A 26649-nucleotide genomic window follows, 5' to 3' on the forward strand; every position below is an offset into this window, starting at 1 on the left:
CGTTAACCGGAACGACAGGGGCCCGTGACGGACGTACCGGCTGGGGGAAGGCAGACGATGGAACGGCGGCAGCACAGACTCACGGGCAGGACGGCCGTCGCACTGGGCGCCACCCTCGCCACCCTCGCCCTGGGAGCGGGCGCCACCGGCTGTTCCGGCCGCGGTGCCGCCGCGGAGGGCGTCCGCAGCGGCGGGGGCGATCCGGTCGCCCTGCTGACCGGCGCCGCCGACACCCTGCGCGCCGCGGGCACCTCCAAGGCCAGTACGGCCATGGAGATGGCCACCGGCGGCACCCGCGTCACCATCCGCGGCAAGGGCGTCTACGACTACGTCCACCGGCTCGGCCGGCTCACCGTCGTCCTCCCCGAGGACCCGACCGGCGCCGCCGAGCACCGGCCCATCACCGAACTCCTCGCACCCGGCGCCCTGTTCATGAAGAACCGCGGGGCCGGGGTGCCCGCCGACAAATGGGTACGGGTGGAGACGGCCACACTCTCCGACGGCAACCTCGTCACCGGCGGCGTCACCGACCCCTACGCGGCGGCCGAGGTGCTGCGCGGCACCCGGGAGGCGGCCTACGTCGGCCGCACCGAGGTCGGCGGCACCCCCGTGCGGCACTACCGGGGCACCGCCGACCTGGCCCGCGCGGCCCGGCACGCCCCGGCCGACGTACGGCGGTCGCTGACCGCGGCGGCGAAAGGGTTCGCCACGGCCGAGGTGCCCTTCGACGCCTATCTGGACGACCAGGGCCGGCTGCGCAAGCTGCGCCAGCGCTTCAGCTTCGTCAACGGCCGGCAGAAGACGCCGGTGGCGGTCGCCTCGACGACCCTGCTGTACGGCTTCGGCGCCCCCGCCGTGGTGGCCCTGCCGCGCGAGCGGGACATCTACGCGGGCCGGATCGCGGAGGACGGCGGATCCGACGGGGCCTGAATCCGGCCGACTTTCCGCCCCGTACTAGTCCCAGGCGCCACCCCGTAAGTAGCCCGTCCGTGCCATGCGCGGTAGGTAAGACGCTGCCTACCCTAGGAGTTCGGTGACGGCAGGGAAGAGGTGAGGCGGGTGGCGGCGGTCGGCGGTACGGCGGTTCAGGACCACGTGGCCCTCGCCGAGATCGAGCTGTGCGGCGAACTGATCATCGCGGCCTCGGCCGCCGAGGACCGGCTCAGCCTGGAGAGCATCGACGAGGTGCTCCGCGTCGAACGGCAGGAACGCGCGCGCCGCGCGGAGTGAGCACGCGGCGCGCGGCGGGGGCTCAGGTGCGCAGCAGCCGGCCGATCGCCTTCGTCGCCTCGTCCACCTTCTCGTCGATCTGGTTCCCGCCCGCGAGGGCCGCGTCCGCCACGCAGTGCCGCAGGTGCTCCTCCAGCAGCTGGAGCGCGAAGGACTGCAGCGCCTTGGTGGAGGCGGAGACCTGGGTGAGTATGTCGATGCAGTAGGTGTCCTCGTCGACCATCCGCTGAAGACCCCGGATCTGCCCCTCGATCCGGCGCAGCCGCTTGAGGTGCTCGTCCTTCTGCTTGTGGTAGCCGTGCGTGACGTGCTCGGCGCCGTCCGTGTGCTCGGAGGGTGCCGTGGCGCCGGCCTCGGTCGTCGTCATCGCGGGCCTCCATCTCGGGACGGGTGTTTTCGGTCACACACCGGGGGACATACCGCCCGGCATACCCCTACTGGGTATATGGTACCGAATTTTGCTGGGTATGGGGGCCTTGGTACGCCCCCGTGATGATCGCCGCGTTTCATGGGCGACACTGGAGGGCGGCCCGATAGCCGTGGCCGGATGATGCGCCTAGCATCAGCCTGACCGAAACCGAAGCACCCCGAGGACCCCACGTGCGCTTTCGTCTGACCCCCAGGGAGACGAGCTTCTACGACATGTTCGCCGCATCCGCGGACAACATCGTCACCGGCTCGAAACTCCTGATGGAACTGCTCGGGGCGGACTCCTCCGCCCGAGCCGAGATCGCGGAGCGCATGCGGGCAGCGGAACACGCAGGTGACGACGCCACGCACGCGATCTTCCACCAGCTCAACTCCTCGTTCATCACGCCGTTCGACCGCGAGGACATCTACGCCCTCGCCGGTTCCCTGGACGACATCATGGACTTCATGGAGGAGGCCGTCGACCTCGTCGTCCTCTACAACGTCGAGGAACTGCCCAAGGGCGTCGAGCAGCAGATCGAGGTGCTGGCCCGCGCGGCCGAGCTGACCGCGGAGGCGATGCCGAACCTGCGCACCATGGACAACCTCACCGAGTACTGGATCGAGGTCAACCGCCTGGAGAACCAGGCCGACCAGATCCACCGCAAGCTGCTGGCCCACCTCTTCAACGGCAAGTACGACGCCATCGAGGTGCTGAAGCTCAAGCAGATCGTGGATGTGCTGGAAGAGGCGGCGGACGCTTTCGAGCACGTGGCGAACACGGTGGAGACCATCGCCGTCAAGGAGTCCTGAGGCGTCGATGGACACCCTGGCTCTGATCGTGACCGTCGCGGTCGCGCTCCTCTTCACGTACACCAACGGCTTCCACGACTCGGCGAACGCGATCGCCACCTCGGTCTCCACGCGGGCCCTGACCCCGCGGGCGGCGCTGGCGATGGCCGCGGTGATGAACCTCGCCGGAGCGTTCCTCGGCTCCGGGGTCGCCAAGACGGTCAGCGAGGGCCTGATCGAGACGCCCTCGGGCGGGCTGGGGATGGGCATCCTCTTCGCCGCGCTCATCGGCGCGATCGTCTGGAACCTGACCACCTGGTACTTCGGCCTGCCCTCGTCCTCCTCGCACGCGCTGTTCGGCGGCCTGGTGGGCGCGGCGCTCGCGGGCGGTACGGCGGTCCACTGGGACGGCGTGGTCGACAAGGTCATCGTGCCGATGTTCCTGTCGCCGGTGGTCGGTCTGGTCGTCGGCTATCTGGTGATGCTGCTGATCATGTGGCTGTTCCGGCGCGCCAACCCGCACAAGGCCAAGCGGGGCTTCCGCATAGCCCAGACCGTCTCGGCGGCGGGCATGGCGCTCGGCCACGGTCTCCAGGACGCCCAGAAGACGATGGGTGTCGTGGTGATGGCACTGGTGATCGCCGGCAACGAGACGTTCGGCGACCCGATCCCGGTCTGGGTGAAGCTGGTCTCGGCCATCATGATGTCGCTCGGTACGTACGCCGGCGGCTGGCGGATCATGCGCACCATGGGCCGCAAGATCATCGAGCTGGATCCGCCGCAGGGGTTCGCGGCGGAGGCGACCGGCGCGTCGATCATGTTCGGCACGGCGTACCTCTTCAAGGCGCCGATCTCCACGACGCACGTCATCACCTCGGCGATCATGGGCGTCGGCGCGACGAAGCGCCTGAACGCGGTGCGCTGGGGCGTGGCCAAGAACATCGTCCTGGGCTGGTTCATCACCATGCCGGCCGCGGCCCTGGTCGCCGCCCTGGTCTTCGGCCTCGTGAAGCTGACGGTGCTCTAGCCCTTCCCGAGGCAGAACGCCCACCCGCCGGCCGGCGGGTGGGCGTTTCGCGTCCCGGAGGCGGCCGCGGGACCGAACGCGAAGGGGCCCGCCCCCGGGAGCCAGGGGCGGGCCCTTCGCGTCCTCGCGGTGGCACCGCCATGCAGCACCGCGAGGGGTTCGTGCCGGCTCAGCCGAAGCGGCCGGAGATGTAGTCCTCCGTCGCCTGGACCGACGGGTTGGAGAAGATCCGCTCCGTGTCGTCGATCTCGATCAGCCGGCCGGGCTGGCCGACCGCCGCGAGGTTGAAGAAGGCCGTGCGGTCGGAGACACGCGCCGCCTGCTGCATGTTGTGCGTCACGATGACGATCGTGAAGCGCTCCTTCAGCTCGCCGATCAGGTCCTCGATGGCGAGGGTGGAGATCGGGTCGAGCGCCGAGCACGGCTCGTCCATCAGCAGCACCTTGGGCTCGACGGCGATCGCCCGCGCGATGCACAGTCGCTGCTGCTGGCCGCCGGAGAGACCGGCACCCGGCTTGTTCAGGCGGTCCTTCACCTCGTTCCAGAGGTTCGCGCCCTTGAGCGACTTCTCGACGATGTCGTTCAGCTCGCTCTTCTTGTAGTTGCCGTTCAGGCGCAGTCCCGCCGCCACGTTGTCGAAGATCGACATCGTGGGGAAGGGGTTCGGGCGCTGGAAGACCATGCCCACCTCGCGCCGCACCGATACGGGATCGACCCCGGTGCCGTACAGGTCCTCGTCGTCGAGGAGCACCTTGCCCTCGACCCGGCCGCCCGGGGTGACCTCGTGCATGCGGTTGAGCGTGCGCAGGAACGTCGACTTCCCGCAGCCGGACGGCCCGATGAACGCCGTCACCGAGCGCGGCTCGACCGTCATCGAGATGTCCTCGATCGCCTTGTGGGTGCCGTAGTACGCGGTCAGTCCGCTTACGTCGATTCGCTTGGCCATTGCTTGCTTCACTTCCGTCAGTCGCTGAGGCCGCTTCAGCGACCGGTCTTCGGGGCCTTCCAGCGGGCGATGCCGCGGGCCGCCAGGTTGAGGATCATCACGAAGGCGATCAGCGTGAGCGAGGCCGCCCAGGCACGGTCGTACGCCGCCGTGGAACCGGAGCTCTGCGAGTACTGCTGGTAGATGTACAGCGGCAGCGCCTGCTGGGCGCCCGAGAACGGGTTGTTGTTGATGAAGGAGTTGCCCCACACCAGCAGCAGGACCGGCGCCGTCTCACCCGCGATACGGGCGATCGCCAGCATGATGCCCGTGGTGATGCCGCCGAGGGAGGTCGGCAGGACCACCTTGAGGATGGTGCGCCACTTGGGCACGCCGAGCGCCAGCGACGCCTCGCGCAGCTCGTTCGGCACGAGCTTGAGCATCTCCTCCGTGGAGCGGACCACGACCGGCATCATCAGGATGGCCAGCGCCAGCGAGCCGGCGAAGCCGAAGGGCTGCATGTCGGCCATCAGCATCAGGCTGAGGATGAACAGGCCCGCCACGATCGACGGGATGCCCGTCATCACGTCGACGAAGAAGGTGACCGCGCGGGCGAGGCCGCCGCGGCCGTACTCCACCAGGTAGATCGCGGTGAGCACGCCGACCGGGGCGCCGATCAGGGTGGCGAGGCCGACCTGCTCCAGGCTGCCGATGATCGCGTGGTAGATGCCGCCGCCCGGCTCGGAGTCGGCGACGACGCCCATGGAGTGCGTCAGGAAGTACGGGTCGAGGACCTTCACCCCGCGCTTGACGGTCGTCCAGACCAGGGAGACCAGCGGGACCACGGCGAGCAGGAAGGCGACCCACACCAGCGAGGTGGCGATGCGGTCCTTGGCCTGCCGCCGGCCCTCCACCGCGGAGGCGATGACGTAGGTGCCGAGGACGAACAGCAGCGCGGCGATCAGACCCCACTGGATGTGGCTGGTCAGCCCGGCGCCCGCGCCGATGCCGATCGCGACCACGATCGAACCGCCGGCGATCGCCCACGGCGACCACTTCGGCAGGCTGGCGCTGCGCAGCGAGCTGCCGCGCTTGTCGGTGACGGCTGCGGTGCTCATGCGTTGGCCCCCGAGTACTCCTTGCGGCGGGCGATGATCGCGCGGGCCGCGCCGTTGACCAGCAGGGTGATGACGAAGAGGACGAGACCGGAGGCGATCAGCGCGTCACGGCCGTCCTGCGTCGCCTCGCCGAACTTGCTGGCGATGTTCTGGGCGAAGGTGCCGCCGCCCGGGTCGAGCAGGCTGGTCTGGATGTCGAAGGTCGGCGACAGCACGGTGGCCACGGCCATCGTCTCGCCGAGGGCGCGGCCGAGGCCGAGCATCGAGGCGGAGATCACGCCGGAGCGGCCGAAGGGCAGTACCGACATGCGGATGACCTCCCAGCGCGTGGCGCCGAGGGCCAGGGCGGCCTCCTCGTGCATCTGCGGGACCTGCCGGAAGACCTCGCGGCTCACATTGGTGATGATCGGCAGGATCATGATCGCGAGCAGGATGCCCACGGTGAGCATCGAGCGGGGCGCGCCGCCCTGCCAGGAGAAGATGCCGGTCCAGCCGAGGTACTCGTCGAGCCAGCCGAACAGCCCGTTCAGGTGCGGTACGAGGATCAGGGCGCCCCACAGGCCGTAGACGATGGACGGCACGGCGGCGAGCAGGTCGATCACGTACGCGACGGGGCCGCTCATCCGGCGCGGGGCGTAGTGGGTGAGGAACAGCGCGATGGCGACCGCGACCGGCACGGCCAGGACCATGGCGATGACCGACGAGACCACCGTGCCGAAGGCCAGCACCGCGATACCGAAGGACGGGTCGGCCAGGTTGGTGTTCCACTCGAAGGTGGTCAGGAAGTTGCCGTGGTCCTTGCTGATCGCGAGGGACGCGCGGTAGGTGAGGAAGACCGCGATCGCGGCCATGATCACCAGCAGCAGAACGCCGGAGCCGCGGGACAGGCCGAGGAAGACGCGGTCGCCGGGGCGGGTGGCGCCGCGGTTCAGACGCTTCTGGGCGTTCGCGGACGGCTGGGACGTGGGGGGAGGGGCGTCGGTTGTCTTCGTTATGTCCATCGGGTTCTCCGGTCTGCGGAGCCGCCCGCCGAAGGGCGCGCGACTCGTGGCGGCGGTGCACCGGACGGTGCGGCCCGGCCCGCGGGGAGGCCGTGGGAACCGGGCCGCACTCTCGGATCAGGTCAGCTCAGGGTCGCGATGGTGCTGCGGACCTTGCTGATGATCGCGTCGGGCATCGGCGCGTAGTCGATGCCGCTGAGCAGCTTCTGGCCGTCCTCGGACGCCATGTAGTTGAGGAAGGACTTGACGGTGGGCAGCGTGTCGGCCTTGTTGCCCTTGTCGCAGGCGATCTCGTACGTCACCAGGGTGATCGGGTAGGCGCCGTCGGCCTTGGTGTTGTAGTTCAGCTTCAGCGAGAGGTCGCTGCCGGTGCCGACGACCTTGGCGTCGGCGATGGCCTTGGTGGCGCTCTCGGTGCTGGGGGCGACCGGCTGGGCGGCACCGGTGTTGATGCTGACCGCCTTGATGCCGTCGCCGACGTAGGACAGCTCGAAGTAGCCGATGGCACCGTTGGTCTGCTTGACCTGCTGGGCCACACCGGAGGACTGCGCGGCGGACTGGCCGCCCTTGGCCTGCCAGGTCTTGCCGCCGGAGTACTTCCAGTTGTCCGGGGTGGTGGCGATCAGGTACTTGGTGAAGTTGTCCGTGGTGCCGGAGTCGTCCGAGCGGTGGAAGGCCTGGATCTTCAGGTCGGGAAGCTTCGCCGAGGGGTTCAGCTTCTTGATCGCCTCGTCGTTCCAGTTGGTGATCTTGCCGTCGAAGATCTTGGCGAGCGTCGGGGCGTCCAGGACCAGGTTGTCCACGCCGTTCAGGTTGTAACCGATGGCGATCGGGCCGCCGACCATCGGCAGGTCGATGCCCTGGCCGCCGGAGCAGACCTTCTTGGACGCGGCGACCTCTTCGGGCTTGAGCGCCGAGTCGGAGCCCGCCCACGGGATCTGGCCCTGCGTGAAGGAGGTCACGCCCGCGCCGGAGCCGCCGGCCTTGTAGTTGATCTGCACGCCACAGGCCTGCGAGAAGTTCTTGACCCAGGCGTCGATCGCGTTCTTCTGCGCGGAAGAACCGTCGGAGAGCAGCTGCCCCTTGGCGCCGTCGCACTTGATCGAGGAAGCGTTGGTGGCCGAGGACGGGTTGCCCGAGGCCTTGGAACCGCCACCGTTGTCGTCGGAGCCGCACGCCGTCAGGGCCAGGGCGCCGGAGACGGCGACAGCACCGAGAGTCAGGGCGCGCAGCCGGTTCTTGCGCTGAAGCTTCACGTTCGGGAGTTCCTTCCAGGAGCCGCCGCTGTCGGCGGCGTGCGAAGTCGTGGGTGCGGGAGCGCATCCTTCACCGCACTCCGCACCGGGTACGGCCGAAATTAGGCAGATCAGGTGAAGCCGCCGAAGGCCATAAATGAACGACGGGTGAACCCCTGCCGTCGGCCCGGTGAGGTAACGGAATGCTCACGGGGAGGCCACGCCCAGATCCCGATGACCGGGCCGAACGGACACCCGTGCGATGTCCGGCACCCGTACGGGGGAACCCCGCGGCGCGCGCCGTCGTCTCGATTCGCGGGGGCCACGAGGGTCAGGGGGCCCGCGGAGGCCCGGAGGGCCGGGGAAAGGCGACGGACACATGGAACGGCGTACGTTCATCTCGGGCGGCGTGGCCGCGCTGGCGACGGCAGTGACCGCGTGCGGTGCGGGCGGGAGCCACCCCGCGGCGGCCTCGACGCACCCCTCGGGCACGTCCGGGGCCTCCGGTGCCTCCGCACCGTCGCTCACGGCCGCGAGGACCACCACCGCGAGCGCCGCCGCGGACTGGACCGCCCTCGCCCACGACCTCGACGGCACCCTGGTCCGCCCCGGCGACGCCCAGTGGAAGACGGCCCACCAGCTGTACAACACCCGCTTCGACGGCCTGAAGCCCGCCGCGGTCGCCTACGTCGCGCACGCCGCCGACATCCGTACGGTTCTGTCGTACGCGAAGGCCCGGCACATACCCGTGTCGATCCGCAACGGCGGCCACTCCTACGCCGGTTACTCCTCCGGCGACAACCGCCTCGTCGTGGACGTCTCCCGGCTGGGCGGAATCCGGGTGAGCGGCGGCCAGGCGGTGGTCGGCGCCGGCGCCAAGCTGATCGACGTCTACCGGGGGCTGGCCGCCAAGGGCGTGACCATACCCGCCGGCTCCTGCCCCACGGTCGGCGTCTCCGGCCTGGTGCTCGGCGGCGGCCACGGCGTCGTCTCCCGCGCCTATGGCCTGACCTGCGACAGCCTCACCCAGGCCACGCTGATCACGGCCGACGGCCAGCAGCTCACCGCCGACGCCAAGAACCACTCCGACCTCTTCTGGGCGCTGCGCGGCGCGGGCAACGGCAACTTCGGCGTCGTCACCGAGCTGCACTTCAGGACGCATCCGGCGCCGCAGGCGGTGACCGCGTACCTGTCCTGGCCCTGGTCGAAGGCGGCGGCGGTGCTCAAGGCGTGGCAGGAGTGGGGGCCGGGCCAGCCGGACGAGATCTGGTCCTCGCTGCACCTGTCCTGCTCCCCCGGCCGCACCCCGGCCGTCTCCGTCTCCTGCTTCTCCCTCGGCACGTACGGCGAGCTGCAGAACGCCGTGGACCGCCTGGCCCACCTGGCCGGCGCCGACGCCTCCGCCGTCTCCCTGCACCGCCGGGGCTACGAGCAGGCGATGGAGATCTACGCCGGCTGCTCCTCCTTCTCGGCGCAGGCCCAGTGCCACCTGCCCGGCCCGACACCCGGCCGTTCCCCGCGGGGCGCGCTCGGCCGCGAGACGTACGCGGCCCGCTCCGACTTCTTCGACCGTTCGCTGTCCGCGGCGGGCATCCAGACGGTGCTCCGCCAGATCGCCTCCGTGCGGGGCGGCGCGGGCAGCATCGCGTTCACCGCGCTGGGCGGCGCGGTCAACCGGGTCGCCCCCACGGCCACGGCGTTCGTCCACCGCCGCTCGCGCATGCTGGCCCAGTACATCGCGTCCTGGCCGGCGGGCGCCTCCGGCGCCACGGCCCAGTCCTGGCTGACGTCGGCCCACCGCGCCATGGCTCCCCACGCCTCCGGCGCGGCGTACCAGAACTACACGGACCCGACGCTGACGAACTGGCGCAAGGCGTACTACGGCGACGCGGCGGCCCGGCTGGCGCAGGTGAAGGCGCAGTACGACCCGCACCGGTTCTTCTCGTACGCGCAGGGGATCTGAAGGAGACGGTTCTTCTCGTACGCGCAGGGGATCTGAAGGAGACGGTTCTTCTCGTACGCGCAGGGGATCCGAAGGGGACGGGTCTCCTCCGTACGCGCGGGGATCCGAAGGGGTCGGGTCTTCTCCGTACGCGCGGGGATCCGAAGGCGGCGGGGACCGCTACGCGGCCAGATCCCGCTCCTCCGAGTCCACCGGCTCCACGGTCCTGCGCGCCCCCGGCACCACGGGCACCTCGGCCGCGGTCCGGCGCCGCACGAGCCGGCCCGCCCGGGGCGACCGTTCCACCGCCCGCATCAGCGGGGTGAGCAGGGCCGAGGCCAGGGGGGCGAGAAGCAGGGTCACCGCCGTCCCGAGGGCGAATCCGCCGATCACGTCCGTCGGGTAGTGGACGCCCATGAACACCCGGCAGAAACCCTCCAGCAGCGCCAGGCCGATCCCGACGATGCCGAATTTCCGGTTGGCGACGAACAGCCCCACACCGAGCGCCATCGTCAAGGTGGCGTGATCGCTGACGAAGGAGAAGTCCGTCTTGCCCGCGACGAGAACATCGAGCCCCTGGTGGTCCACAAAGGGACGCGGCCGTTCCACGAATCCCCGGATCGGGATGTTCACCAGCACCGCGATACCGGCCGCGAGCGGCGCCCACACCAGCGCGGCCACCGAGGACGCCGCGTCCTCACCGCCCCGCCGGCGCACGGACCACCAGCACCACACCACCAGCAGCACCATCGCGAGGAGCAGCCCGTACTCGCCCACGAACTCCATGATCCGGTCGAACCAGTGCGGGGCGTCCTTGGCCAGCCCGTTGATGTCATAGAGCAGTTCGACGTCGGGGTTCGATCCGGATTCGGCGAGTACAGCCATGGCGCTGCGGCCCCTTCGTCGTTTTCCCGGACGCACCTCGTGTGCGTCGCACCGACCCCCGTGGTTCGTAGTTCCGCTTCCGTTGCACTGCGCCGTACTGACGTCCGCCGGGCTACGTCAACAGGAACGCACGGTCACCATCAATACGTTCCACTCTCCACTGAAAGATCACGCAGACGTTACCGAAGAGAGACTCATCATCGCAGCTCAGGGCACAGGTTCACGCGCGGTTTAGACCGACGTGGGGAGCGCTTTTGCGCCATCTTCCGTTACCCGGGTGGCACCGAAATAATCCGCGCCGTCGATCGGGTCGAACCTGATCACGGCCCCCGTCCGCGGCGCGTCGATCATGTACCCGCCGCCGACGTAGATGCCCACGTGGTGGATGGCCCGGGAGTCGTTGGGGTCGTGCGAGAAGAAGACCAGGTCGCCCGGGAGAAGCTGGCTGCGCGAGGGGTGCGGGCCGGCGTTGTACTGGTCGTTGGCCACACGCGGCAGCGAGATCCCGACGCTCCGGTACGCGGCCTGGGTCAGCCCCGAGCAGTCGAACCGCCCGCCCTGCGCGGCGGTGCCCTCGCCGCCCCACAGGTACGGCGTACCGAGCTTCTTCTGCGCGAAGTCGATGGCGCCGGCGGCCTGCCGGGTGGGGTCGAGCCGGGTCGGCGGCGCGGCGAAGCTCTCCGCGAGGCTGCGGATGCGCCGCACGTAGTTCTGCGTCTCGCTGATGGCCGGAACCCCGCCCGCCTGGATGACGCGGTAGGCGCCCGCGTTGTAGGCGGCGAGCATGTTGTCGGAGACGTTGCCCGGAACGTCCTTGACGTATTTCGCCAGTTCGCAGTCGTACGACGCCGCCGATGGAATGGCGTCCTGCGGATCCCAGATGTCCCGCTTGCCGTCGCCGTTGCCGTCGATGCCGTGCGTCGCCCAGGTGCTCGGGATGAACTGCGCGATCCCCCGGGCGTCGGCGGGGCTGACCACGCGCGGGTTCCAGCCGCTCTCCTGGTACAGCTGCGCCGCGAGCAGCGCGGGGCTCAGCGCGGGGCACAGGTTGCCCCACTTCTGCACCAGCTGCTGGTACGCGGCGGGCACCGCCCCCTTGGCCAGCGCGCGCCCGCCGGCCACCATCCCGCCGACCAGGTTCCCCGCGACCAGGTACACCCCGACGACGAGCAGCATGACGAAGGCCAGCCCACCCCCGACGAGGGCGCCACCGACGATCCACCCCTTACGCACCGTCAACCGCCCCTCGCCGCCTGCCAGTCCGCCGCACAGCAGTGTAGAAGCCACGGCCCGCCGGCACGAGAACGTCCGTCCGAGCCACGACCGATTCGGCCTCCCCCTACGATGAGCCCCTCGGTGACGTCCCGGGCGCCCGGGCCCGGGACACGCAGGGGGAGGAGCACCGGAGATGGCGTGGGACGAGTGGGAACGGCTCAAGACCGACGCGGCGCGGCGCGGCGCGGATTCCCCGCGGATGCAGCTCAATCACGCGGCCCCCATCGAGGGGAGCACCACCTACGGCGACCTCAAGGTCACCAACGCCGATCTCGCCGCGATCGGCAAGAACGCGCACGACCTGTACAACCAGTTATGGAAGCGAGCCCGGGTGGCGCAGGCGACGAGCGAGTCGGCGGCCGGTGACCTGACCGAACAGGGGTTCGCCCTGGGCGCCGGCCTCAAGCACGTGCACCAGCGCTGGGAGGACCAGCTGAAGTCGCTGCTGGACGCCTGCGCGCAGATCGCCAACCACATGCACGTCACCCAGAAGATCCACTCCGGGGACGACGGCTACATCGCCCGCGACATGAGCAGCATCGACACCCTGGACGCCGGCTTCGACGAGCGTGTCGGCCCACCGGGCAGGAAGAACCCGGTCTACGAGACGCCCAAGCCGAAGAAGAAGCAGTGAGGGAGGACGCTCGGTGAAATTCGAAGACCTCTACCAAGCCGACTTCAAACTGCTCGACGACGCGGTGAGCGACTGGGGCCTGCTGGTAAGCAACCTCACCGACTTACAGAAACAGGCGCGGGACGGTCTGCACGACAAGGCCGTCAAGGCCGACTGGCACGGTGTGAACGCCGGTGTCTCCAAGGAATTCATCGGCAAGACCGCGGGCGAGTTCGACGACGCCGCCAAGGAGGCGACGTCGATCCACAACATCCTCCAGGACACCCGTGACGAGCTGAAGTCCTACAAACAGCAGTTGCACCAGGCGGTCGAGGACGGCCGCAAGAAGAACCTCACAGTGATCCCGTCGGCGGACGGCGGCTTCGTCGTCACCATGGTCGTACACCCCGACCGCGCGGCGCACGGCACCTCGGTGCCGGAGCACAGTGTCGCCGACGAAGACGGCCTGCGCGACCGTGTGCAGGGGATCCTGAACGCCGCGGCGCAGAGCGACAGCACCGCGTCCCAGGTGCTCACGGCGCTCGTGGACGAGAGCAAGTACGGATTCTCCGGCGTCGTCTACAAGAACCGTGACCAGGCGGAGAAGGCGGTCCAGGAGGCGGACGGGCTGGCGAGGCTCGCGAAGAAGGATCCGCGGCGGCTGACCGCGAAGGACTTCGACGCGATCAACAACGGCCTGAAGCAGTACCACGACGATCCGCTGTTCGCCGAGGAGTTCGCCGAGCGTCTCGGCGCCAAGGGCACGGAGGACTTCTGGCTCGGGCTCAACGATTCCCGTGAGGGCGGGCACCTCGGTTACGAGCGTGGATACAAGTTCGCCGAGTTGCAGAAGAACCTCAGTTTGACCCTGGCCACCGCGAGCCAGTCGGACAGCGCGGGTATGACGCAGTGGAAGCAGCAGGTCATCGACACCGGTGGCAGGGCCGTCGGCACCAACGGCAATGTCCTCGGCTTCCAGGTGATGAGCAACCTGATGCGCGACGGCGACTTCGACGACAAGTTCATGACGGACTACGGCCACGCGTTGATGAAGACCGAGCGCTTCTACACCGACGACGGCAAGAACGTGGCCTGGCAGGCAAGCATCTGCCCGCAGCTCAACTACGAGGGCAGCGACGGCGGCTGGGACCCGCTCAACGGCTATCTGAAGGGCCTGTCGAACAACCCGGCGGCCGCGACGGACTTCTTCAACGACGACTTCATCCCACAGGACTCCCACCACAAGTCCGCGGTGTCCAACTTCGACTACCTCTTCAAACAGCGCCACTGGCCGATGGACTCCATCGACCCCCACGGCGTCCACAGCACCGTCGGCCAGAACTTCCTGGCCCAGGCCCTGGAGGCAGCGACCACCGGGCACCCGGCGGGCGAGATGCCGACCATCGACACGCCGGCCCACACGCCCGCCCAGACCAGCCTGTTCGAGGACATCGTCTCCGCCACCGCCGACAAACCCGAACTCCTCACGAAGCGCGGCTACATGTCCGACAGCTTCGGGCAGATCGCGGCGGAGTATTTGCCGGACATCAACAGGGCGAACACCGACTTGCCGCACACGGACCTGCTGTACCCCGTCGACGGGTCCGCCGCCCACCTCGACGGCAGGGACGTCAACAAATTCCTCTTCGCCGTGGGACAGAATCCGGAGGGATACGCTGCGGTCGAAGTGGGCCAGAAGGCGTACATGTCCAATCTGCTGCAATACCACTTGGCCCCCGACCTGCCTGCCGATCAACGCTTCACCAGCGACCACAAACTTCTCGTGCAGACCGTCGCGGAGCATAGCGGCGAGGTTTCCGGGGTCCTCGGCCTGGGGCGCATGGAGGCCATCGGAAGTGCGGCGAAGGGCAAGGACGACGCCTTCAACCACGCCGTCGCCCAGTACCAGAACCTGATTTCCGGCGGCATCGGTACCGCCGTCGGCGTGGGCACGTCGTTCATCGGCTCACCTGTGGCCGGTGGGATCGTGGGCGGCGCCGCAGGCACTGCAACTGGCTCGGCACTACAGTGGCTTTTCCAAGACGTGCAGGGCAACGCGGCGGATGACGCTCATGACAACGAATCCCAGGTCTGGCAGACCGGCTTGGATCGCAACAGCAAATACACGCAAACTGCAACAGAGCTGGCAGTAAAGCGCTACCACCTGAGTCCAGACCTGGTGAATTATGCGTCGAATGCCAGCCACCAAGGCTATTACAACGCCCAGGCAATCCTGCATGGCCAGGACCCCGGCAATACAGCGGACATCGCGGGATGAAGGAGCGGAAGCCTGTGGACACCATCCGGGTTCGCGCCATACTGCGACCTGTGACCGCCGTCTCCGCCGCCGCTCTTCTGGTCGCGCTCGCCGGGTGCGGCGGCACGGAGGAGAAGCGCGAGTACGCGGTTCCGCGGACTCTGTGCGGGATTCCCGTCGACAGTAAGGCGCTGACGCCGTTCCTGCCGGGCGGGCGGAGATTGACGACGAAGCAGAAGCTATCCGACGGCTGGGGAGTCCGTTGCGAGGTCCGCGTCGATTCCCGCCTCGCAGCGCAGACCTCGCTGCAGTGGCTGGCAGACGCCCCCAATACGACCTATTACGTGGGCGGACAGGCCAGTTCCAAACTGGACCACCGCGCCGAGGGCGGCCGGTTCCTCTACTCCGGCTGGGAAGCGTTCGGCGAGACGCGGAACTGCACGAGCAAGAAGCTTCTGGGCGCTCGCCTCTTCACCGCGTTCCAGATGCACTCGGCGGACCACCAGGACGCCACCGCGATGAAACACCTCATCACCGAGTACACGAACGCCGCCGAGAAGACCGACACCTGCGCATCCGGCAAGCCGTTCCCCGAGTAGCGGCCGTCAGCTCGTCGCGTCCCGGTACAGCTCCCCCGCCCGCGCCCCCAGCACCACGCTGTAGGACACGTCGTCCGTCGAGCCGCCCTCCTCGTGGCCGCCGAGGACGCCGACGACCTGGTGGTCTCCGTTGATCCAGGGGCTGCCGCTGGTGCCGCCGGTGAAGGCGGGGCAGTAGATGCGCTGCTGGGTGGCGCTCTGGCGGCGCGGCTTGTTGGTGCAGCGGATGGGGACCTCGCGGGAGTCCGGGTAACCGGTGACCGTCACCGCCGTGGCCCCGGTGAAGGCACCGGTGACGAACCGGTTGCCGCCGACCACCTGTTCGATCCTCCGGCCGCCGAGATCGGCCACCGTGGCGAAGGCGAGGTCGCTGTCCTCGTCCTGGTCCGTGGCCCAGCTGTCCGGCAGGAAACGCCGGGTCACCTTCCACACCCCGTAGGGCGCCTGCCCGTCCCGGTAGCCCGGCACGAACACCAGGTCGTCGTCGGAGCCGCTCACACAGTGCGCGGCGGTGACGATGAGGTCACCCCGCGGGCTGTGCACCACCGACGCGGTGCAGAAGTGCCCGCCGGCCAGGCGGTTCGCGCGGTCCGCGCCGAACAGCGCGCCGACCCGCGCGGCACGCGCGGTCGCGACGGCGTCCGCGGTGACCCCGAGGGGTCCCGGCCCGTCATCCGCGGCGGCCACGGACGCCGACGTCAGGGCGAGCATCACCACAGCCCCGAGCAACGCGGGACGCGAGGTGACCGAGATGCGTGTGATGCGCTTCATCAGGCCTCACTCTGTCTCACGAAGGTGAGAAACCCGCTCCGACTTCGCTGAGATTTTCGGCAGAAACCTCCCGATGGCCGGTGCAGCCACCACGGTACTGGCGGTCCGCCCCGCCCGCCTCCCCACCGCTCACCCGGCGTCAGAACGTCGTCGTCATCCCACCGTCCACCGCGATGGTCTGCCCGGTGATGAAGGACGCCGCGTCGCTCGCCAGGAAGACGACGACACCGGCGATCTCCTCCGGCCGGCCCCAGCGGCCCAGCGCGGTACGGGTGCGCAGCCAGCGTTCCCAGCCGGGGTCGGCCGTCAGCTCGGCGTTGGCCGCGGTGGCGAAGGTGCCCGGCGCGACGGAGTTGACGGTCGTCCCGCTCGGGCCGAGGTCGGCCGCGAGTGCCCGGGTAAGACCGTCGAGGCCCGCCTTCGCGGTGGCATAGCCGACATCACCCGTACGGCCCAACTGCCCCACCACCGACGACACGTTGACGATGCGGCCCGGCACCCCGCGCGCGGCCAGGCCCCGGGCCACCGCCTGGCTCAGCGCGTAGGCCGACGTCAGATCGGTGTCGAGCAGCACGTTCAGTTCCTGCGGGCTCATCTCGGCCACGCCCCGCCGGTCACGGTGGCCGACGTTGTTGACCAGGATGTCGAGGTCGCCCAGCGCCTCGACCGCCTGCTCGGCCACCGCCCGGTCCGTGACGTCGAACGCGGCGGTCGTGACGTCGTACCCGCCGTCCGTCCGCAGCCGCTCGGCCGCCGCCGCGAGGGCCGCCGGGTCCCGGCCGTTGAGGACCACCCGCGCGCCCGCCCCCGCGAGGCCGCGCGCCATCTCCAGGCCGAGGCCGCGCGCCGACCCCGTCACCAGGGCCGTACGGCCGTCGAGCCGGAAGCTCACCGGGCCGGGACCGGCGCCCGCGCCGGCACCGGTGCCGCCCGTCTCTGCGGCGGTCATGGGTCTCAGTTCCGTAGTCGCGTCCCGGGGGTGTCCCTTTCCGTCACCGTATCCGGTATCCGGTCACCCGGGGCTTGCCCGCCGTGTTCAGCCGTGTCCGCCCGCCGCCTTCCACTCGACGCCCGTCAGCTCCTCGGACAGCGTCCACAGCCGCCGGGCCGCCTCCGGGTCGCTCGCCGCGGCGCTGCGGGCGACCAGGGCGGGGGCGCCGCGCCACTCGCCGAAGCCGTCGGGGCCGACGTAGGAGGCGCCGGGCAGGTCCTGGCTGGCCGCGTACAGGGTGGGCAGGGCCCCGGCCCGGTCGCTCTGCGCCACCAGCCGGTCGGCGACCGCCATACCCGCCCTGACCACCGGGTTCGCGTGGTGGCTCGAAAGGTTGGTGGCCGCGTAGCCCGGATGGGCGGCGAGCGCCCGCACCGGGGAGCCGGCCTCGGTCAGCCGGCGCTGGAGCTCCAGGGTGAACAGCAGGTTGGCCAGCTTCGACTGGGCGTAGGCACGGGCCGGGCGGTAGCGGCCGCGCAGGTTCACGTCCTCGAAGTGGATGCGCCGGCTGCCCCAGCGGTGGGCGGAGGAGGCCACGGTCACCACGCGGTCCGTGACGTACGGCAGGAGCAGGTTGGTCAGCGCGAAGTGCCCGAGGTGGTTGGTGCCGAACTGCCGCTCGAAACCCTGGGCGGTCCGCCCCTCCGGCAGCATCATCACGCCCGCGTTGTTCACGAGCAGGTCCAGCGGCCGGTCCCAGCCGGCGGCGAACGCGCGCACCGAGTCCAGGTCCGCCAGGTCGAGCCGGCGCACCTCGGTGCTGCCGCCGACCCGCGCCGCGGCGGCCTCGCCCCGCGCGACGTCCCGTACGGCGAACACCACGTGCGCCCCGGCCCGCGCCAGCGCCTCGGCCGTGATGAGCCCGAGGCCGCTGTTGGCGCCGGTGATCACGGCCGTACGGCCGCTCTGGTCGGGCAGGTGGGTCACGTTCCACTTGCGCGCACCGCGCGCGCCGGTCGTCTCAGCCATCCCCACAATGTAGGCAGCGGCAACAATGATGTCAACGACAACATCGGGATACGATGGGGCGCATGCCCGAAAGTCGCCCCTATCACCACGGAGACCTGCGCGCCGCGCTGCTCAGGAGCGCCGAGCGCACTCTGCGGGAGGAGGGGGCCGGCGCACTGTCACTGCGCGCGCTGGCCCGGGACGTCGGCGTCAGCCACGCGGCCCCGGGCCGCCACTTCAAGGACAAGCAGGCCCTGCTCGACGCCCTCGCGCTGGAGGGGTACGAGCGGTTGGAGCGCGCGCTGGCCGAAGCGGCCGACGCGGGGCCCGGCCTCGACGAGCGGATGACCGCGAGCGCACGCGCCTACCTCGGCTTCGCCGTCGCGCATCCCGCACTGCTGGAGCTGATGTTCGCGCGCAAGCACCACCCCGACGGCTCGGCGCCGCTCGCCGCGGCCGTCGACCGCACCTTCGGCTCCCTCACCCGGATGTTCGCGGACGCCCAGGAGCGGGGCGAGATCGTCGAGGGCGATCCCGAGCGCATCGCCCTGACCGCCGCCGCCGGACTGCACGGCCTGGCCGCCCTCATCGCCGGCTGCGCGCTGGACGCCGAGGAGGTCCTGGCCGGCCTGGACGACCACGTCCGGCTCGTGCTGCACGGCCTCAAGCCCCGCTGACGGCCGGTCAACACCCGAGCAGGCGGCGAGGAATCGGCGGCCGGGCGGGTCAACGCCCGGCCGCCGCAAGGGACGTCGGCTAAATGCCTGCTCAACCCCCTTTCGTGCAAGCCTGAACGGCAATGCGGACCAGCAACGCCCGTATGGGAGCGCCTTGTCGACGACACACGCGGCCAACACCCCTTGCGCAACCGGTCCGTCGACATCTCACGCACCGCCTCCGCAGGTCACCTCTCCGCCATCCGCCCGTCATTGATCAGTAAGCCGGGCACCCCGTTTCGGTAACGCGGAAGTCAGGATTCCGAAAACCCCTTGTTGTCGCGTACTCAACAAGCGATGGTCGTCGCGGGCCGCCGCCCCACCGGCACAACCCGCCGGTGGACCCCACCGCAGGCCTCTCCCCATCACTCCCAGGAGGCTGTACGTTGCGTACGACCACCCCGACCCACCCCCACATATCCGGCAGATGGCGCCGGATCGGCTCGGCCGCCGCCGCAGCCACCGCGCTCGCCCTCGCGGGTCTCGGCACCGCCGCCCACGCGGAGGCGGCCACCCCGCACAAGGTGAGCGCCAAGACCATCGCCGCCCAGGTCGCCAAGGCCCATGTGCAGTACACGAAGGCGTGCGCCGGCACCCCGAAGAAGGGCTACGCCGCCTGCAACGCGCTCCGCGTGACCGGCGGCACCACCGCCTTCATGGAGAAGCAGGCCGCCGTCAAGGGCGTCGCGCCCCGGACGATCAGCCCGAACGCCACCGCCTCCAGCCCCACCGGCTACGGCCCCTCGGACATCCAGTCCGCCTACGGCCTGGCCTCCGCCGCCTCCTCCAAGGGCTCGGGCGAGACCGTCGCCATCGTGGACGCCTACGACGACCCGAACGCGGCGGCCGACCTCAACACGTACCGCTCGTACTACGGCCTGCCGGCCTGCACGACCGCCAACGGCTGCTTCACCAAGGTCGGCCAGACGGGCTCCACCACCTCGCTGCCCACCGCCGACAGCGGCTGGGCCGGTGAGATCTCGCTCGACCTCGACATGGTCAGCGCGACCTGCCCGAACTGCAAGATCCTGCTGGTCGAGGCCAAGACGGCGTCGATGACCAACCTCGGCACCGCGGTCAACGAGGCCGTGAAGCTGGGCGCCAAGTACGTCTCCAACAGCTACGGCGGCTCGGAGTCCTCCTCCGACAGCAGCTACGACTCGTCGTACTACAACCACGCGGGCGTCGTCATCACCGCCAGCGCGGGCGACTCGGGCTACGGCGCCCAGTACCCGGCCGGCTCCCGGTACGTGACGGCCGTCGGCGGCACCGCCCTCAAGAAGGCGTCCACCACCCGCGGCTGGAGCGAGAGCGTCTGGAACACCTCCAGCACCGAGGGCACCGGCTCCGGCTGCTCCGCCTACGACGCCAAGCCCAGCTGGCAGACCGACACCGGCTGCGCCAAGCGCACCATCGCCGACGTCTCCGCTGTCGCCGACCCCGCCACCGGCGTCTCCGTCTACGACACCTACGGCGCCGACGGCACCGGCTGGAACACCTACGGCGGCACCAGCGCCAGCTCCCCGATCATCGCCTCGGTCTACGCCCTCGCCGGCACCCCGAGCAGCGGCAGCTACCCGGCGCAGTTCCCGTACGCCAAGGCCGGTACGTCCGCGCTGAACGACGTCACCAGCGGCAGCAACGGCTCGTGCTCCACCAGCTACCTGTGCACCGCCCGGTCCGGCTACGACGGCCCGACCGGTCTGGGCACCCCCGAGGGCACGGCCGCCTTCACGGGCTGAGCCGCCGACCCGCGAACGGGACACCCCGTCGGGTCACGGGGCGCCGCCGATGAGGGGGGCGTGGGGCCCCCTCGGCGGCACGGAAAGAAGGAGGGCGGACCACGGCAGCCGGCCGTGGTCCGCCCTCCGGCGTGCCCGCACCCGGCCCCGCCCGTTTCCCTTGCGCCACCTGTGAGTCTGGTCAAGAGAACGACAACATCGGGTAAGGCGGAAGCCAGGATTCCCGCGCGAACGCAACCTCCCTCTTGTTGTCGCGTACTCAACAAGTCATCGTCTTGGTCGTACCGCCGCACGCACAAGCAACGCCCCTGTTCCCACCCCTCGACCGGAACATCAGGAGGCTGCACATGCGTACGTCCCCCGCCGCCGGCACCACGGCCGCACCCGGCCGCCGGCGCCGCGTCGGCACCGTCTTCGCCGCCGCCGCCGTACTCGCGTTCGCCGGGTTCGGCACCGCCGTCCAGGCCGGCGCGGCCACCGCCGCCCCCGCCGGGGCGACCTGGGCCAAGACCCCCTGTGCCACCCCGAAGCACCAGGGTGAACTCGCCTGCGACTCACTGCGCGTGACCGGCGGACTCACCGCCTTCCAGCAGGAACAGGCCGCCCGCACCGGCATCACGCCCAAGGCCGCCAACGCCTCGACACCCTCCGGGTACGGCCCCTCCGACCTCCAGGCGGCCTACGGCCTCACCTCCGCAGCCTCCTCCAAGGGCTCGGGCGAGACCATCGCGATCGTCGACGCCTACAACGACCCGAACGCCGAAGCCGACCTCGCCAAGTACCGCTCGTACTACGGCCTGCCCGCCTGCACCAAGGCCAGCGGCTGCTTCAAGCAGGTCAGCCAGACCGGCTCCACCACCTCGCTGCCCACCAGCGACGCCGGCTGGTCCGAGGAGATCTCCCTCGACCTCGACATGGCCTCCGCGATCTGCCCCAACTGCAACATCCTGCTGGTCGAGGCCACCACCCCGACGATGACCAACCTCGGTACCGCGGTGAACGAAGCGGTCAAGCTGGGCGCCAAGTTCGTCTCCAACAGCTACGGCGGCTCGGAGTCCTCCTCCGACAGCAGCTACGACTCCTCCTACTTCAACCACCCGGGCGTCGCCATCACCGTCTCCGCCGGCGACTCCGGCTACGGCGCCGAGTACCCCGCCGCCTCCCAGTACGTGACCTCGGTCGGCGGCACCGCTCTCAACAAGGCGTCCACCACCCGCGGCTGGTCGGAGACCGTCTGGAACACCTCCAGCACCGAGGGCACCGGCTCCGGCTGCTCCGCCTACGACGCCAAGCCCAGCTGGCAGACCGACACCGGCTGCGCCAAGCGCACCATCGCCGACGTCTCCGCCGTCGCCGACCCCGCCACCGGCGTCTCCGTCTACGACTCCTACGGCGTCACCGCCGGCTGGTACACCTTCGGCGGCACCAGCGCCAGCTCCCCGATCATCGCCTCGGTCTACGCCCTCGCCGGCACCCCGAGCAGCGGCAGCTACCCGGCCAAGTTCCCCTACGCGAAGGCCGGCACCACCGCGCTGAACGACGTCACCAGCGGCAGCAACGGCTCCTGCTCCACCAGCTACCTGTGCACCGCCCGTTCGGGTTACGACGGCCCGACCGGCTGGGGCACCCCGGCAGGCGTCTCGGCCTTCACCGGCTGACCCTTCCCGACCACTCCCGACAGGCCCCGGCGGCACCCGCCGCCGGGGCCCTCGGCCGTTTCCGGGCGCCCACGCGTGAGACCATCGAAACGGCTTCTCACCCGACCGGCCGTCAAAAACCGCGCCAGGGCGTAAAGAAGGTCAACGACGGGACCACACGGCAGGTTCCGGTCAGACCTCGTTGCCCGGGGTGACCTGCCGTGATACACAGAGTGACGGTACGACGTATTCGTACGAAACCCGCCAGTCAATGACGTCAAGTCGACATACGACGGCGACGTTGTCGGCGACAATGAGGCCTGACCTCTGCACACCGCAGAGGACTCGCGGAACTACCCACCAGGGGCGGTGACTTACATGCTCTTTGCGGCCGACAAGGGAGACATCAACACCATCATCGGCGGGATCGCTCCGGACTGGGGGCCCTTCGGCAGCCTGGGCAACGAGGCCAAGGTGATGATCGAGGTGGTGATGGCCGTCGCCATCCTGCTCTGCCTCGGCATCGCGGTCTGGGGCGCGGCGAAGCAGCGCATCGGCGCGACGGCCCTGCGCGACACCTTCAGCGCCGAGCAGGGCAAGGGCCTCATCATCGCCGGGCTCACCGGAGTCTTCATCATCGGCTCCCTCGGCACGCTGTTCACCATCGTCTACGGCATGGCGGTCTAGCCTCCCTGTCCCCTCCCTGTCCGTCGTGCCCACCGGCTGAGGTTGCGTTTCCCTGATGTCGAGTCACCACACCGCGCCCGCGCGGGAACCAGCACGGCTACCGTCGTACGTCTACGAGGTGGAGGGGGCGTACCCGGTATGAGTCCCGCGGACGAGCAGGGCTACTCCGACTACGGCGACACGGGCCACACCCGTACCCGCCTCCCCGACAACGACCCCTACGGCGGCGCCCCCCGCCGCCCCACCCGCTCCCCCTCCCGGGGCCTGATCACGGTCGTCGGCGTCGTCGTCCTCCTGATCGCAGCGATCGCGTTCGCGAACAGGGGCGACCATTCGTCAGCCGACAGCTCGACGACCAAGGGAGCCCAGCCGAGCACTGCGCCCACCGACGCCACGGGCACGCGTCCGGTGGGGACGAAGACCCGCGGTATCCCCTCGGGCTTCGCACACACCGAGCAGGGGGCGCAGAGCGCGGCGGTGAACTACGCGGTGGCGCTCGGCTCGGCGGACATGTTCAACACCGCGAGACGGCACGAGATCGTGAACACCGTCTACGCCCCGGATGTCGCGGCCGCCCGGTTGTCGGCCACGGACAGCGCGTACTCGAGCCCGGAGTTCCTCGCCAACGTCGGCCTGGCCAAGGACGGCAGCGCACCGGCGGGACAGTTGTTCGTCTCACGGGTGATTCCCGCGGGCACCAAGGTGGTGGCGGCGGAACCGGACAAGACCACGGTCCAGGTCTGGTACACCACGCTTTTCGGACTTTCGGGCAATGCCTCCAAGAACCCGGTGACGGAGAGCTGGTACACGGCGACATACGTGCTGAAGTGGGTCGACAACGACTGGAAGATCTCGAGCGACCAGCAGAAGGACGGCCCCGTACCCGTGGGCCGTGACCAGAGGGCTTCCACCGCCGACGACATGACGAAGGCCGTCGAGGAGTACGGAGGGTTCACCTATGCCCGCTAACCACCGCGGCCTCAAGATCGCAGCGGTCTTCGGCACGGTGCAGACGGCCACACTGCTCCTCGCCGCGCGTGCCGTCGCCGCTCCTTCGCCGTCTCCGACTCCGTCCCCCACGTCGAGCAGCGACGCCTGTGCGCTGATCCATGACGCCGCCAAGGAGCTCTGCGAGAGGAACAACGGTTCCAAGGGTTCGTCCGGCTCCACCGACGCTCCGCTCGGTGACAGCCTCGACCCCTTGACCTCGCTGGCCAAGGGCTGCGCCGAAGCCGCCGCCTGGACCGTCAAGAAGCTCAGTTCCGCCGTCAAGGACACCGCCACCGTCGACTTCACCAACGAGAAGTTCCTCCAGCAGTACGCCATCGTCTTCGCCGCGTCCACGATCCTGACGCTGCTGCTGTGGCTGCTGGCCGTCGCCAAGCGCGCGGTGCGCGGTGTGCCGTTGACCACCGCCATCTCGGAGGCCGTCGGCTTCCTGTGGCTGACGGTGATGGCGTCGGCGTTCACGCCGCTGATCCTCTACACCGTCGTCTCCGCCACGGACAGCGTGACGGACGTCCTCGCGAAAGCCACCGGCGACCAGGCCGACACGTTCTTCGGCACCTTCTCCGGCGCCCTCAGCAAGGGCACCGACATCGGCGGCGGCCCCATCATGCTGATCGTCGTCTCCCTGGTCAGCATCCTCGCCGCCGGCGTCCTGTGGCTGGAGCTCGTCATCCGCGCCGCCCTCCTCTACGTCGGCGCCCTCCTCGGCACCGTCGTCTACGCGGGCCTCGTGGACAAGAACCTGTGGGGACACGTCCGCCGCTGGGCGGGGATCATGATCGCCGTGATCCTGGTCAAACCGGTGATCGTGATCGTGCTCGGCCTCGCCGGCGCCCTCTCCTCCGGCAACGGCCCCGACGCCTTCTCCGCCGTCGTCTCCGGCCTCGCCATCATCCTGCTGGCCATCTTCGCCAGCGCCGCGATCTACCGCTTCGTCCCCGGCTTCGGCGACGAGATCGCCAGCGGCCGCAACAACCGCATCATGCAGGGCGCCGAGGGCAAGGCCGCCGCCGTCATCAGCTCCCCCGCCACCCTCGTCGCGCAGGGCATCAAGACCCACAGCTCCCGCGCCGACAACAACGGCGGAGCCCAGAGCGGCGGCACCAGCACGCCCCGCCCGGCCAACCCCGTCTCCGGCGGCGTCGCGGCTCACAGCAGCCGTACCTCCGGCGGGGGCGGCCAAGCCGCCGCCCCCGCGCCCCGGGCCGCCAGCCCGGTCAACACCCCGCACGCCGGCAACACCCGCAACAACCGCACGGGAGGTGAAGGGCGTTGACGACCGAGTCCCACCTGTCCCATCCGATCACGCCCCGCCGTACGTATCTCATCGGCCGCGCCCGGCCGAACGCGATCATCGGCCGCAACCGCGAGTCCGGCGAGATCGCGCTGATCGTCGTGGGCGCGTTCCTCGGCATGATGTGCGGCCTCCTCGTACCGAACCTGCCCCTGCGGATCGTCCTGCTGACGGGCTTCCCGCTGCTCGCGCTCGCCGCGGTCTACGTGCCGTACAAGCGCCGCACCTTCTACAAGTGGTTCGAGATCAACCGCAGTTACAAGCGCACCCTCAAGCGCGGCGCCACCTACCGGTCGGGCGCCATGGAGGCCGGCACCCGCCTGGACGGCGCCGAGGTCGAGGTCGGCCCGCCCCCGGGCATCGGCCGCATCAGCTGGCTCGCCGCGCCCTTCGGGCCGGACGAGATCGCCGTACTGCTGCACGCCGACCGCAAGACCGTCACCGCCGCCATCGAGATCGAGGGCCCCGGCGTCGGCCTGCGCGACTCCGAGGACCAGGAGGCCCTGGTCGACCGGTTCGGCACCCTGCTCAAGCACGTCGCCAACGGCGACGGCTTCGTCACTCGGCTCCAGATGCTCGCCCGCACCCTGCCCGCGGACCCCGACGCCCACGCCAAGGACGTCGCCCAGCGCGGCGACGGACGCGCCCCCGAATGGCTTCAGCGGTCCTACGACCAGCTCCAGTCCATGGTGTCGACCAGCAGCGAGCAGCACCGCGCCTACCTCGTCGCCTGCATGCACTACAGCCGTGAACTCGCCGCCGAGGCCCAGGCGATGGCCCGCGCCGCCCGCCCCCAGTCCGGCCGCAAGCTGGACCGCGACGCCGGCCTCGCCGTCGTCATGGCCCGCGAGCTCACCGACATCTGCTCCCGCCTCCAGGAAGCCGACATCCGCGTCCGCCAGCCCCTCGGCCAGGGCCGGCTCGCCTCCCTGATCCACTCCATGTACGACCCGGACCACCCCATCGACCACATCCAGGCGATGACCCGGCGCAACGCCTGGCCGGCCGAACTGGACGCCACCGAACCCACGTTCCTCCAGGCCAAGACCCGCGAGTCCGCCACCCGCGCCCCCTGGTGCCACGCCACCGCCTGGGTCAAGGAGTGGCCCATGACCCCGGTCGGCGTGAACTTCCTGGCGCCCCTGCTCGTCCACACCCCGGACGTCATCCGCACCGTCGCGGTCACGATGGACCTCGAACCCACCGAGGTCGCCATCGAGCGCATGCTGACCGAGAAGACCAACGACGAGGCGGAGGCGTCCCGCGCCGCCAAGATGAACCGCACCGTCGACCCCCGCGACCTGGCCGCGCACAACCGGCTCGACCAGCGCGGCGAGGACCTCGCCAGCGGCGCCGCCGGCGTCAACCTCGTCGGCTACATCACCGTCTCCGCCCGTACTCCGGAATCCCTCGCCCGCGACAAGCGCACGATCAGGGCGTCCGCCGGAAAGTCGTACCTCAAGCTGGAGTGGTGCGACCGGGAGCACCACCGCGCCTTCGTGAACACACTTCCTTTCGCCACCGGCATCCGAAGGTAGGGGCTGATTC

25 protein-coding genes are annotated in these 26649 nt (G+C 70.0%); 15 read left to right on the forward strand and 10 right to left on the reverse strand.

What is annotated here, in order from left to right; all coding sequences use genetic code 11:
- Positions 1-57 precede the first annotated feature (57 nt).
- Entirely contained in the window at positions 58-930 is an 873-nt protein-coding gene (locus tag HZZ00_RS35605; RefSeq protein WP_180330149.1) for a hypothetical protein, read from the forward strand.
- A gap of 120 nt (positions 931-1050) precedes the next feature.
- Complete coding sequence (locus HZZ00_RS35610) at positions 1051-1230, forward strand: hypothetical protein (RefSeq protein WP_177330073.1); 180 nt, start codon at positions 1051-1053, stop codon at positions 1228-1230.
- 22 nt (positions 1231-1252) lie between these two features.
- Here the strand turns inward: HZZ00_RS35610 and HZZ00_RS35615 are convergent, their stop codons facing one another.
- Complete coding sequence (locus HZZ00_RS35615; protein ID WP_070025122.1) at positions 1253-1597, reverse strand: metal-sensitive transcriptional regulator; 345 nt, start codon at positions 1595-1597, stop codon at positions 1253-1255.
- A 233-nt stretch (positions 1598-1830) separates the two neighbouring features.
- On the opposite strand from HZZ00_RS35615, the gene HZZ00_RS35620 reads away from it, so the two are divergent.
- Both HZZ00_RS35620 and HZZ00_RS35625 read left to right on the forward strand, forming a co-directional pair.
- The gene (locus tag HZZ00_RS35620; RefSeq protein ID WP_015493282.1) at positions 1831-2451 is read left to right on the forward strand and encodes a DUF47 domain-containing protein; all 621 of its coding nucleotides are present in this window, start codon (positions 1831-1833) and stop codon (positions 2449-2451) included.
- A gap of 7 nt (positions 2452-2458) precedes the next feature.
- A complete protein-coding gene (locus HZZ00_RS35625; protein WP_180330150.1) occupies positions 2459-3457 on the forward strand; it encodes an inorganic phosphate transporter in 999 nt (332 codons plus the stop codon).
- Positions 3458-3626: 169 nt separating this feature from the next.
- Here HZZ00_RS35625 and pstB read toward each other — a convergent pair whose 3' ends face one another.
- From pstB to pstS, 4 genes are all read right to left on the reverse strand, one after another.
- Entirely contained in the window at positions 3627-4403 is a 777-nt protein-coding gene (pstB, locus tag HZZ00_RS35630) for a phosphate ABC transporter ATP-binding protein PstB (RefSeq protein WP_180330151.1), read from the reverse strand.
- A gap of 35 nt (positions 4404-4438) precedes the next feature.
- On the reverse strand, positions 4439-5500 hold the full coding sequence (gene pstA, locus HZZ00_RS35635) for a phosphate ABC transporter permease PstA (protein ID WP_180330152.1): 1062 nt from the start codon (positions 5498-5500) through the stop codon (positions 4439-4441).
- The gene (gene pstC, locus HZZ00_RS35640) at positions 5497-6501 is read right to left on the reverse strand and encodes a phosphate ABC transporter permease subunit PstC (protein WP_180330153.1); all 1005 of its coding nucleotides are present in this window, start codon (positions 6499-6501) and stop codon (positions 5497-5499) included. Before pstC ends, pstA begins: the two co-directional genes overlap by 4 nt.
- Before the next feature lie 122 nt (positions 6502-6623).
- Positions 6624-7757, reverse strand: a complete 1134-nt coding sequence (gene pstS / locus HZZ00_RS35645; protein ID WP_180330154.1) for a phosphate ABC transporter substrate-binding protein PstS — start codon at positions 7755-7757, stop codon at positions 6624-6626.
- A 358-nt stretch (positions 7758-8115) separates the two neighbouring features.
- On the opposite strand from pstS, the gene HZZ00_RS35650 reads away from it, so the two are divergent.
- Complete coding sequence (locus HZZ00_RS35650; RefSeq protein WP_180330155.1) at positions 8116-9699, forward strand: FAD-binding oxidoreductase; 1584 nt, start codon at positions 8116-8118, stop codon at positions 9697-9699.
- Positions 9700-9858: 159 nt separating this feature from the next.
- Here HZZ00_RS35650 and HZZ00_RS35655 read toward each other — a convergent pair whose 3' ends face one another.
- Complete coding sequence (locus HZZ00_RS35655) at positions 9859-10563, reverse strand: phosphatase PAP2 family protein (RefSeq protein WP_180330156.1); 705 nt, start codon at positions 10561-10563, stop codon at positions 9859-9861.
- Between the two features lie 231 nt (positions 10564-10794).
- Entirely contained in the window at positions 10795-11802 is a 1008-nt protein-coding gene (locus HZZ00_RS35660; RefSeq protein ID WP_180330157.1) for a bifunctional lytic transglycosylase/C40 family peptidase, read from the reverse strand.
- Positions 11803-11971: 169 nt separating this feature from the next.
- Here HZZ00_RS35660 and HZZ00_RS35665 point away from each other — a divergent pair, with 169 nt between their 5' ends.
- From HZZ00_RS35665 to HZZ00_RS35675, 3 genes are read left to right on the forward strand one after another with little or no spacing between them, the layout of a single operon-like run.
- Positions 11972-12472: a hypothetical protein gene (locus tag HZZ00_RS35665; RefSeq protein ID WP_180330158.1), complete on the forward strand. Its 501-nt coding sequence runs from the start codon at positions 11972-11974 to the stop codon at positions 12470-12472.
- 13 nt (positions 12473-12485) lie between these two features.
- Positions 12486-14729 carry a hypothetical protein gene (locus HZZ00_RS35670; RefSeq protein WP_180330159.1) on the forward strand — a complete coding sequence of 748 codons (2244 nt, stop codon included), beginning with the start codon at positions 12486-12488 and terminating at the stop codon, positions 14727-14729.
- Positions 14730-14779: 50 nt separating this feature from the next.
- Positions 14780-15307, forward strand: a complete 528-nt coding sequence (locus tag HZZ00_RS35675) for a hypothetical protein (protein WP_180330160.1) — start codon at positions 14780-14782, stop codon at positions 15305-15307.
- A 6-nt stretch (positions 15308-15313) separates the two neighbouring features.
- Here HZZ00_RS35675 and HZZ00_RS35680 read toward each other — a convergent pair whose 3' ends face one another.
- The 3 genes from HZZ00_RS35680 to HZZ00_RS35690 form a co-directional block, all read right to left on the reverse strand.
- Positions 15314-16078 carry a trypsin-like peptidase domain-containing protein gene (locus HZZ00_RS35680; protein ID WP_180330161.1) on the reverse strand — a complete coding sequence of 255 codons (765 nt, stop codon included), beginning with the start codon at positions 16076-16078 and terminating at the stop codon, positions 15314-15316.
- Positions 16079-16217: 139 nt separating this feature from the next.
- Complete coding sequence (locus HZZ00_RS35685) at positions 16218-17027, reverse strand: SDR family oxidoreductase (RefSeq protein WP_180330162.1); 810 nt, start codon at positions 17025-17027, stop codon at positions 16218-16220.
- 87 nt (positions 17028-17114) lie between these two features.
- The gene (locus HZZ00_RS35690) at positions 17115-18038 is read right to left on the reverse strand and encodes an oxidoreductase (protein WP_180330163.1); all 924 of its coding nucleotides are present in this window, start codon (positions 18036-18038) and stop codon (positions 17115-17117) included.
- A 53-nt stretch (positions 18039-18091) separates the two neighbouring features.
- On the opposite strand from HZZ00_RS35690, the gene HZZ00_RS35695 reads away from it, so the two are divergent.
- The 7 genes from HZZ00_RS35695 (at position 18092) to HZZ00_RS35725 (ending at position 26639) form a co-directional block, all read left to right on the forward strand.
- Positions 18092-18694: a TetR/AcrR family transcriptional regulator gene (locus tag HZZ00_RS35695; protein WP_180330164.1), complete on the forward strand. Its 603-nt coding sequence runs from the start codon at positions 18092-18094 to the stop codon at positions 18692-18694.
- A 425-nt stretch (positions 18695-19119) separates the two neighbouring features.
- Positions 19120-20475: a peptidase S8 gene (locus HZZ00_RS35700; RefSeq protein WP_180330165.1), complete on the forward strand. Its 1356-nt coding sequence runs from the start codon at positions 19120-19122 to the stop codon at positions 20473-20475.
- Positions 20476-20822: 347 nt separating this feature from the next.
- Positions 20823-22133 carry a S53 family peptidase gene (locus HZZ00_RS35705; RefSeq protein ID WP_180330166.1) on the forward strand — a complete coding sequence of 437 codons (1311 nt, stop codon included), beginning with the start codon at positions 20823-20825 and terminating at the stop codon, positions 22131-22133.
- A 357-nt stretch (positions 22134-22490) separates the two neighbouring features.
- A complete protein-coding gene (locus HZZ00_RS35710) occupies positions 22491-22799 on the forward strand; it encodes a hypothetical protein (protein ID WP_014673544.1) in 309 nt (102 codons plus the stop codon).
- A 138-nt stretch (positions 22800-22937) separates the two neighbouring features.
- Positions 22938-23768 carry a hypothetical protein gene (locus tag HZZ00_RS35715; protein WP_180330167.1) on the forward strand — a complete coding sequence of 277 codons (831 nt, stop codon included), beginning with the start codon at positions 22938-22940 and terminating at the stop codon, positions 23766-23768.
- A complete protein-coding gene (locus tag HZZ00_RS35720) occupies positions 23758-25083 on the forward strand; it encodes a hypothetical protein (protein ID WP_180330168.1) in 1326 nt (441 codons plus the stop codon). Before HZZ00_RS35715 ends, HZZ00_RS35720 begins: the two co-directional genes overlap by 11 nt.
- Positions 25080-26639 (forward strand): SCO6880 family protein, encoded by a 1560-nt coding sequence (locus tag HZZ00_RS35725; RefSeq protein WP_180330169.1) that lies wholly within the window; start codon positions 25080-25082, stop codon positions 26637-26639. The genes HZZ00_RS35720 and HZZ00_RS35725 overlap by 4 nt, the downstream gene beginning before the upstream one ends.
- Positions 26640-26649 lie beyond the last annotated feature (10 nt).

It is taken from the genome of Streptomyces sp. NEAU-sy36 (assembly GCF_013423905.1).
Classification (GTDB): Bacteria; Actinomycetota; Actinomycetes; order Streptomycetales; family Streptomycetaceae; genus Streptomyces; species Streptomyces misionensis.

What these genes read in the sequence shown, in the direction of transcription:
- HZZ00_RS35695 (WP_180330164.1), top strand. Translation starts at nt 18,092, where the DNA reads ATGGGGCGCATGCCCGAAAGTCGCCCCTATCACCACGGAGACCTGCGC.
- pstA (WP_180330152.1), bottom strand. Translation starts at nt 5,500, where the DNA reads ATGAGCACCGCAGCCGTCACCGACAAGCGCGGCAGCTCGCTGCGCAGC.
- HZZ00_RS35705 (WP_180330166.1), top strand. Translation starts at nt 20,823, where the DNA reads ATGCGTACGTCCCCCGCCGCCGGCACCACGGCCGCACCCGGCCGCCGG.
- pstC (WP_180330153.1), bottom strand. Translation starts at nt 6,501, where the DNA reads ATGGACATAACGAAGACAACCGACGCCCCTCCCCCCACGTCCCAGCCG.
- HZZ00_RS35625 (WP_180330150.1), top strand. Translation starts at nt 2,459, where the DNA reads ATGGACACCCTGGCTCTGATCGTGACCGTCGCGGTCGCGCTCCTCTTC.
- pstB (WP_180330151.1), bottom strand. Translation starts at nt 4,403, where the DNA reads ATGGCCAAGCGAATCGACGTAAGCGGACTGACCGCGTACTACGGCACC.
- HZZ00_RS35680 (WP_180330161.1), bottom strand. Translation starts at nt 16,078, where the DNA reads ATGAAGCGCATCACACGCATCTCGGTCACCTCGCGTCCCGCGTTGCTC.
- HZZ00_RS35685 (WP_180330162.1), bottom strand. Translation starts at nt 17,027, where the DNA reads ATGACCGCCGCAGAGACGGGCGGCACCGGTGCCGGCGCGGGCGCCGGT.
- HZZ00_RS35715 (WP_180330167.1), top strand. Translation starts at nt 22,938, where the DNA reads ATGAGTCCCGCGGACGAGCAGGGCTACTCCGACTACGGCGACACGGGC.
- HZZ00_RS35655 (WP_180330156.1), bottom strand. Translation starts at nt 10,563, where the DNA reads ATGGCTGTACTCGCCGAATCCGGATCGAACCCCGACGTCGAACTGCTC.
- HZZ00_RS35615 (WP_070025122.1), bottom strand. Translation starts at nt 1,597, where the DNA reads ATGACGACGACCGAGGCCGGCGCCACGGCACCCTCCGAGCACACGGAC.
- HZZ00_RS35710 (WP_014673544.1), top strand. Translation starts at nt 22,491, where the DNA reads ATGCTCTTTGCGGCCGACAAGGGAGACATCAACACCATCATCGGCGGG.
- HZZ00_RS35605 (WP_180330149.1), top strand. Translation starts at nt 58, where the DNA reads ATGGAACGGCGGCAGCACAGACTCACGGGCAGGACGGCCGTCGCACTG.
- HZZ00_RS35665 (WP_180330158.1), top strand. Translation starts at nt 11,972, where the DNA reads ATGGCGTGGGACGAGTGGGAACGGCTCAAGACCGACGCGGCGCGGCGC.
- HZZ00_RS35650 (WP_180330155.1), top strand. Translation starts at nt 8,116, where the DNA reads ATGGAACGGCGTACGTTCATCTCGGGCGGCGTGGCCGCGCTGGCGACG.
- HZZ00_RS35720 (WP_180330168.1), top strand. Translation starts at nt 23,758, where the DNA reads ATGCCCGCTAACCACCGCGGCCTCAAGATCGCAGCGGTCTTCGGCACG.
- HZZ00_RS35690 (WP_180330163.1), bottom strand. Translation starts at nt 18,038, where the DNA reads ATGGCTGAGACGACCGGCGCGCGCGGTGCGCGCAAGTGGAACGTGACC.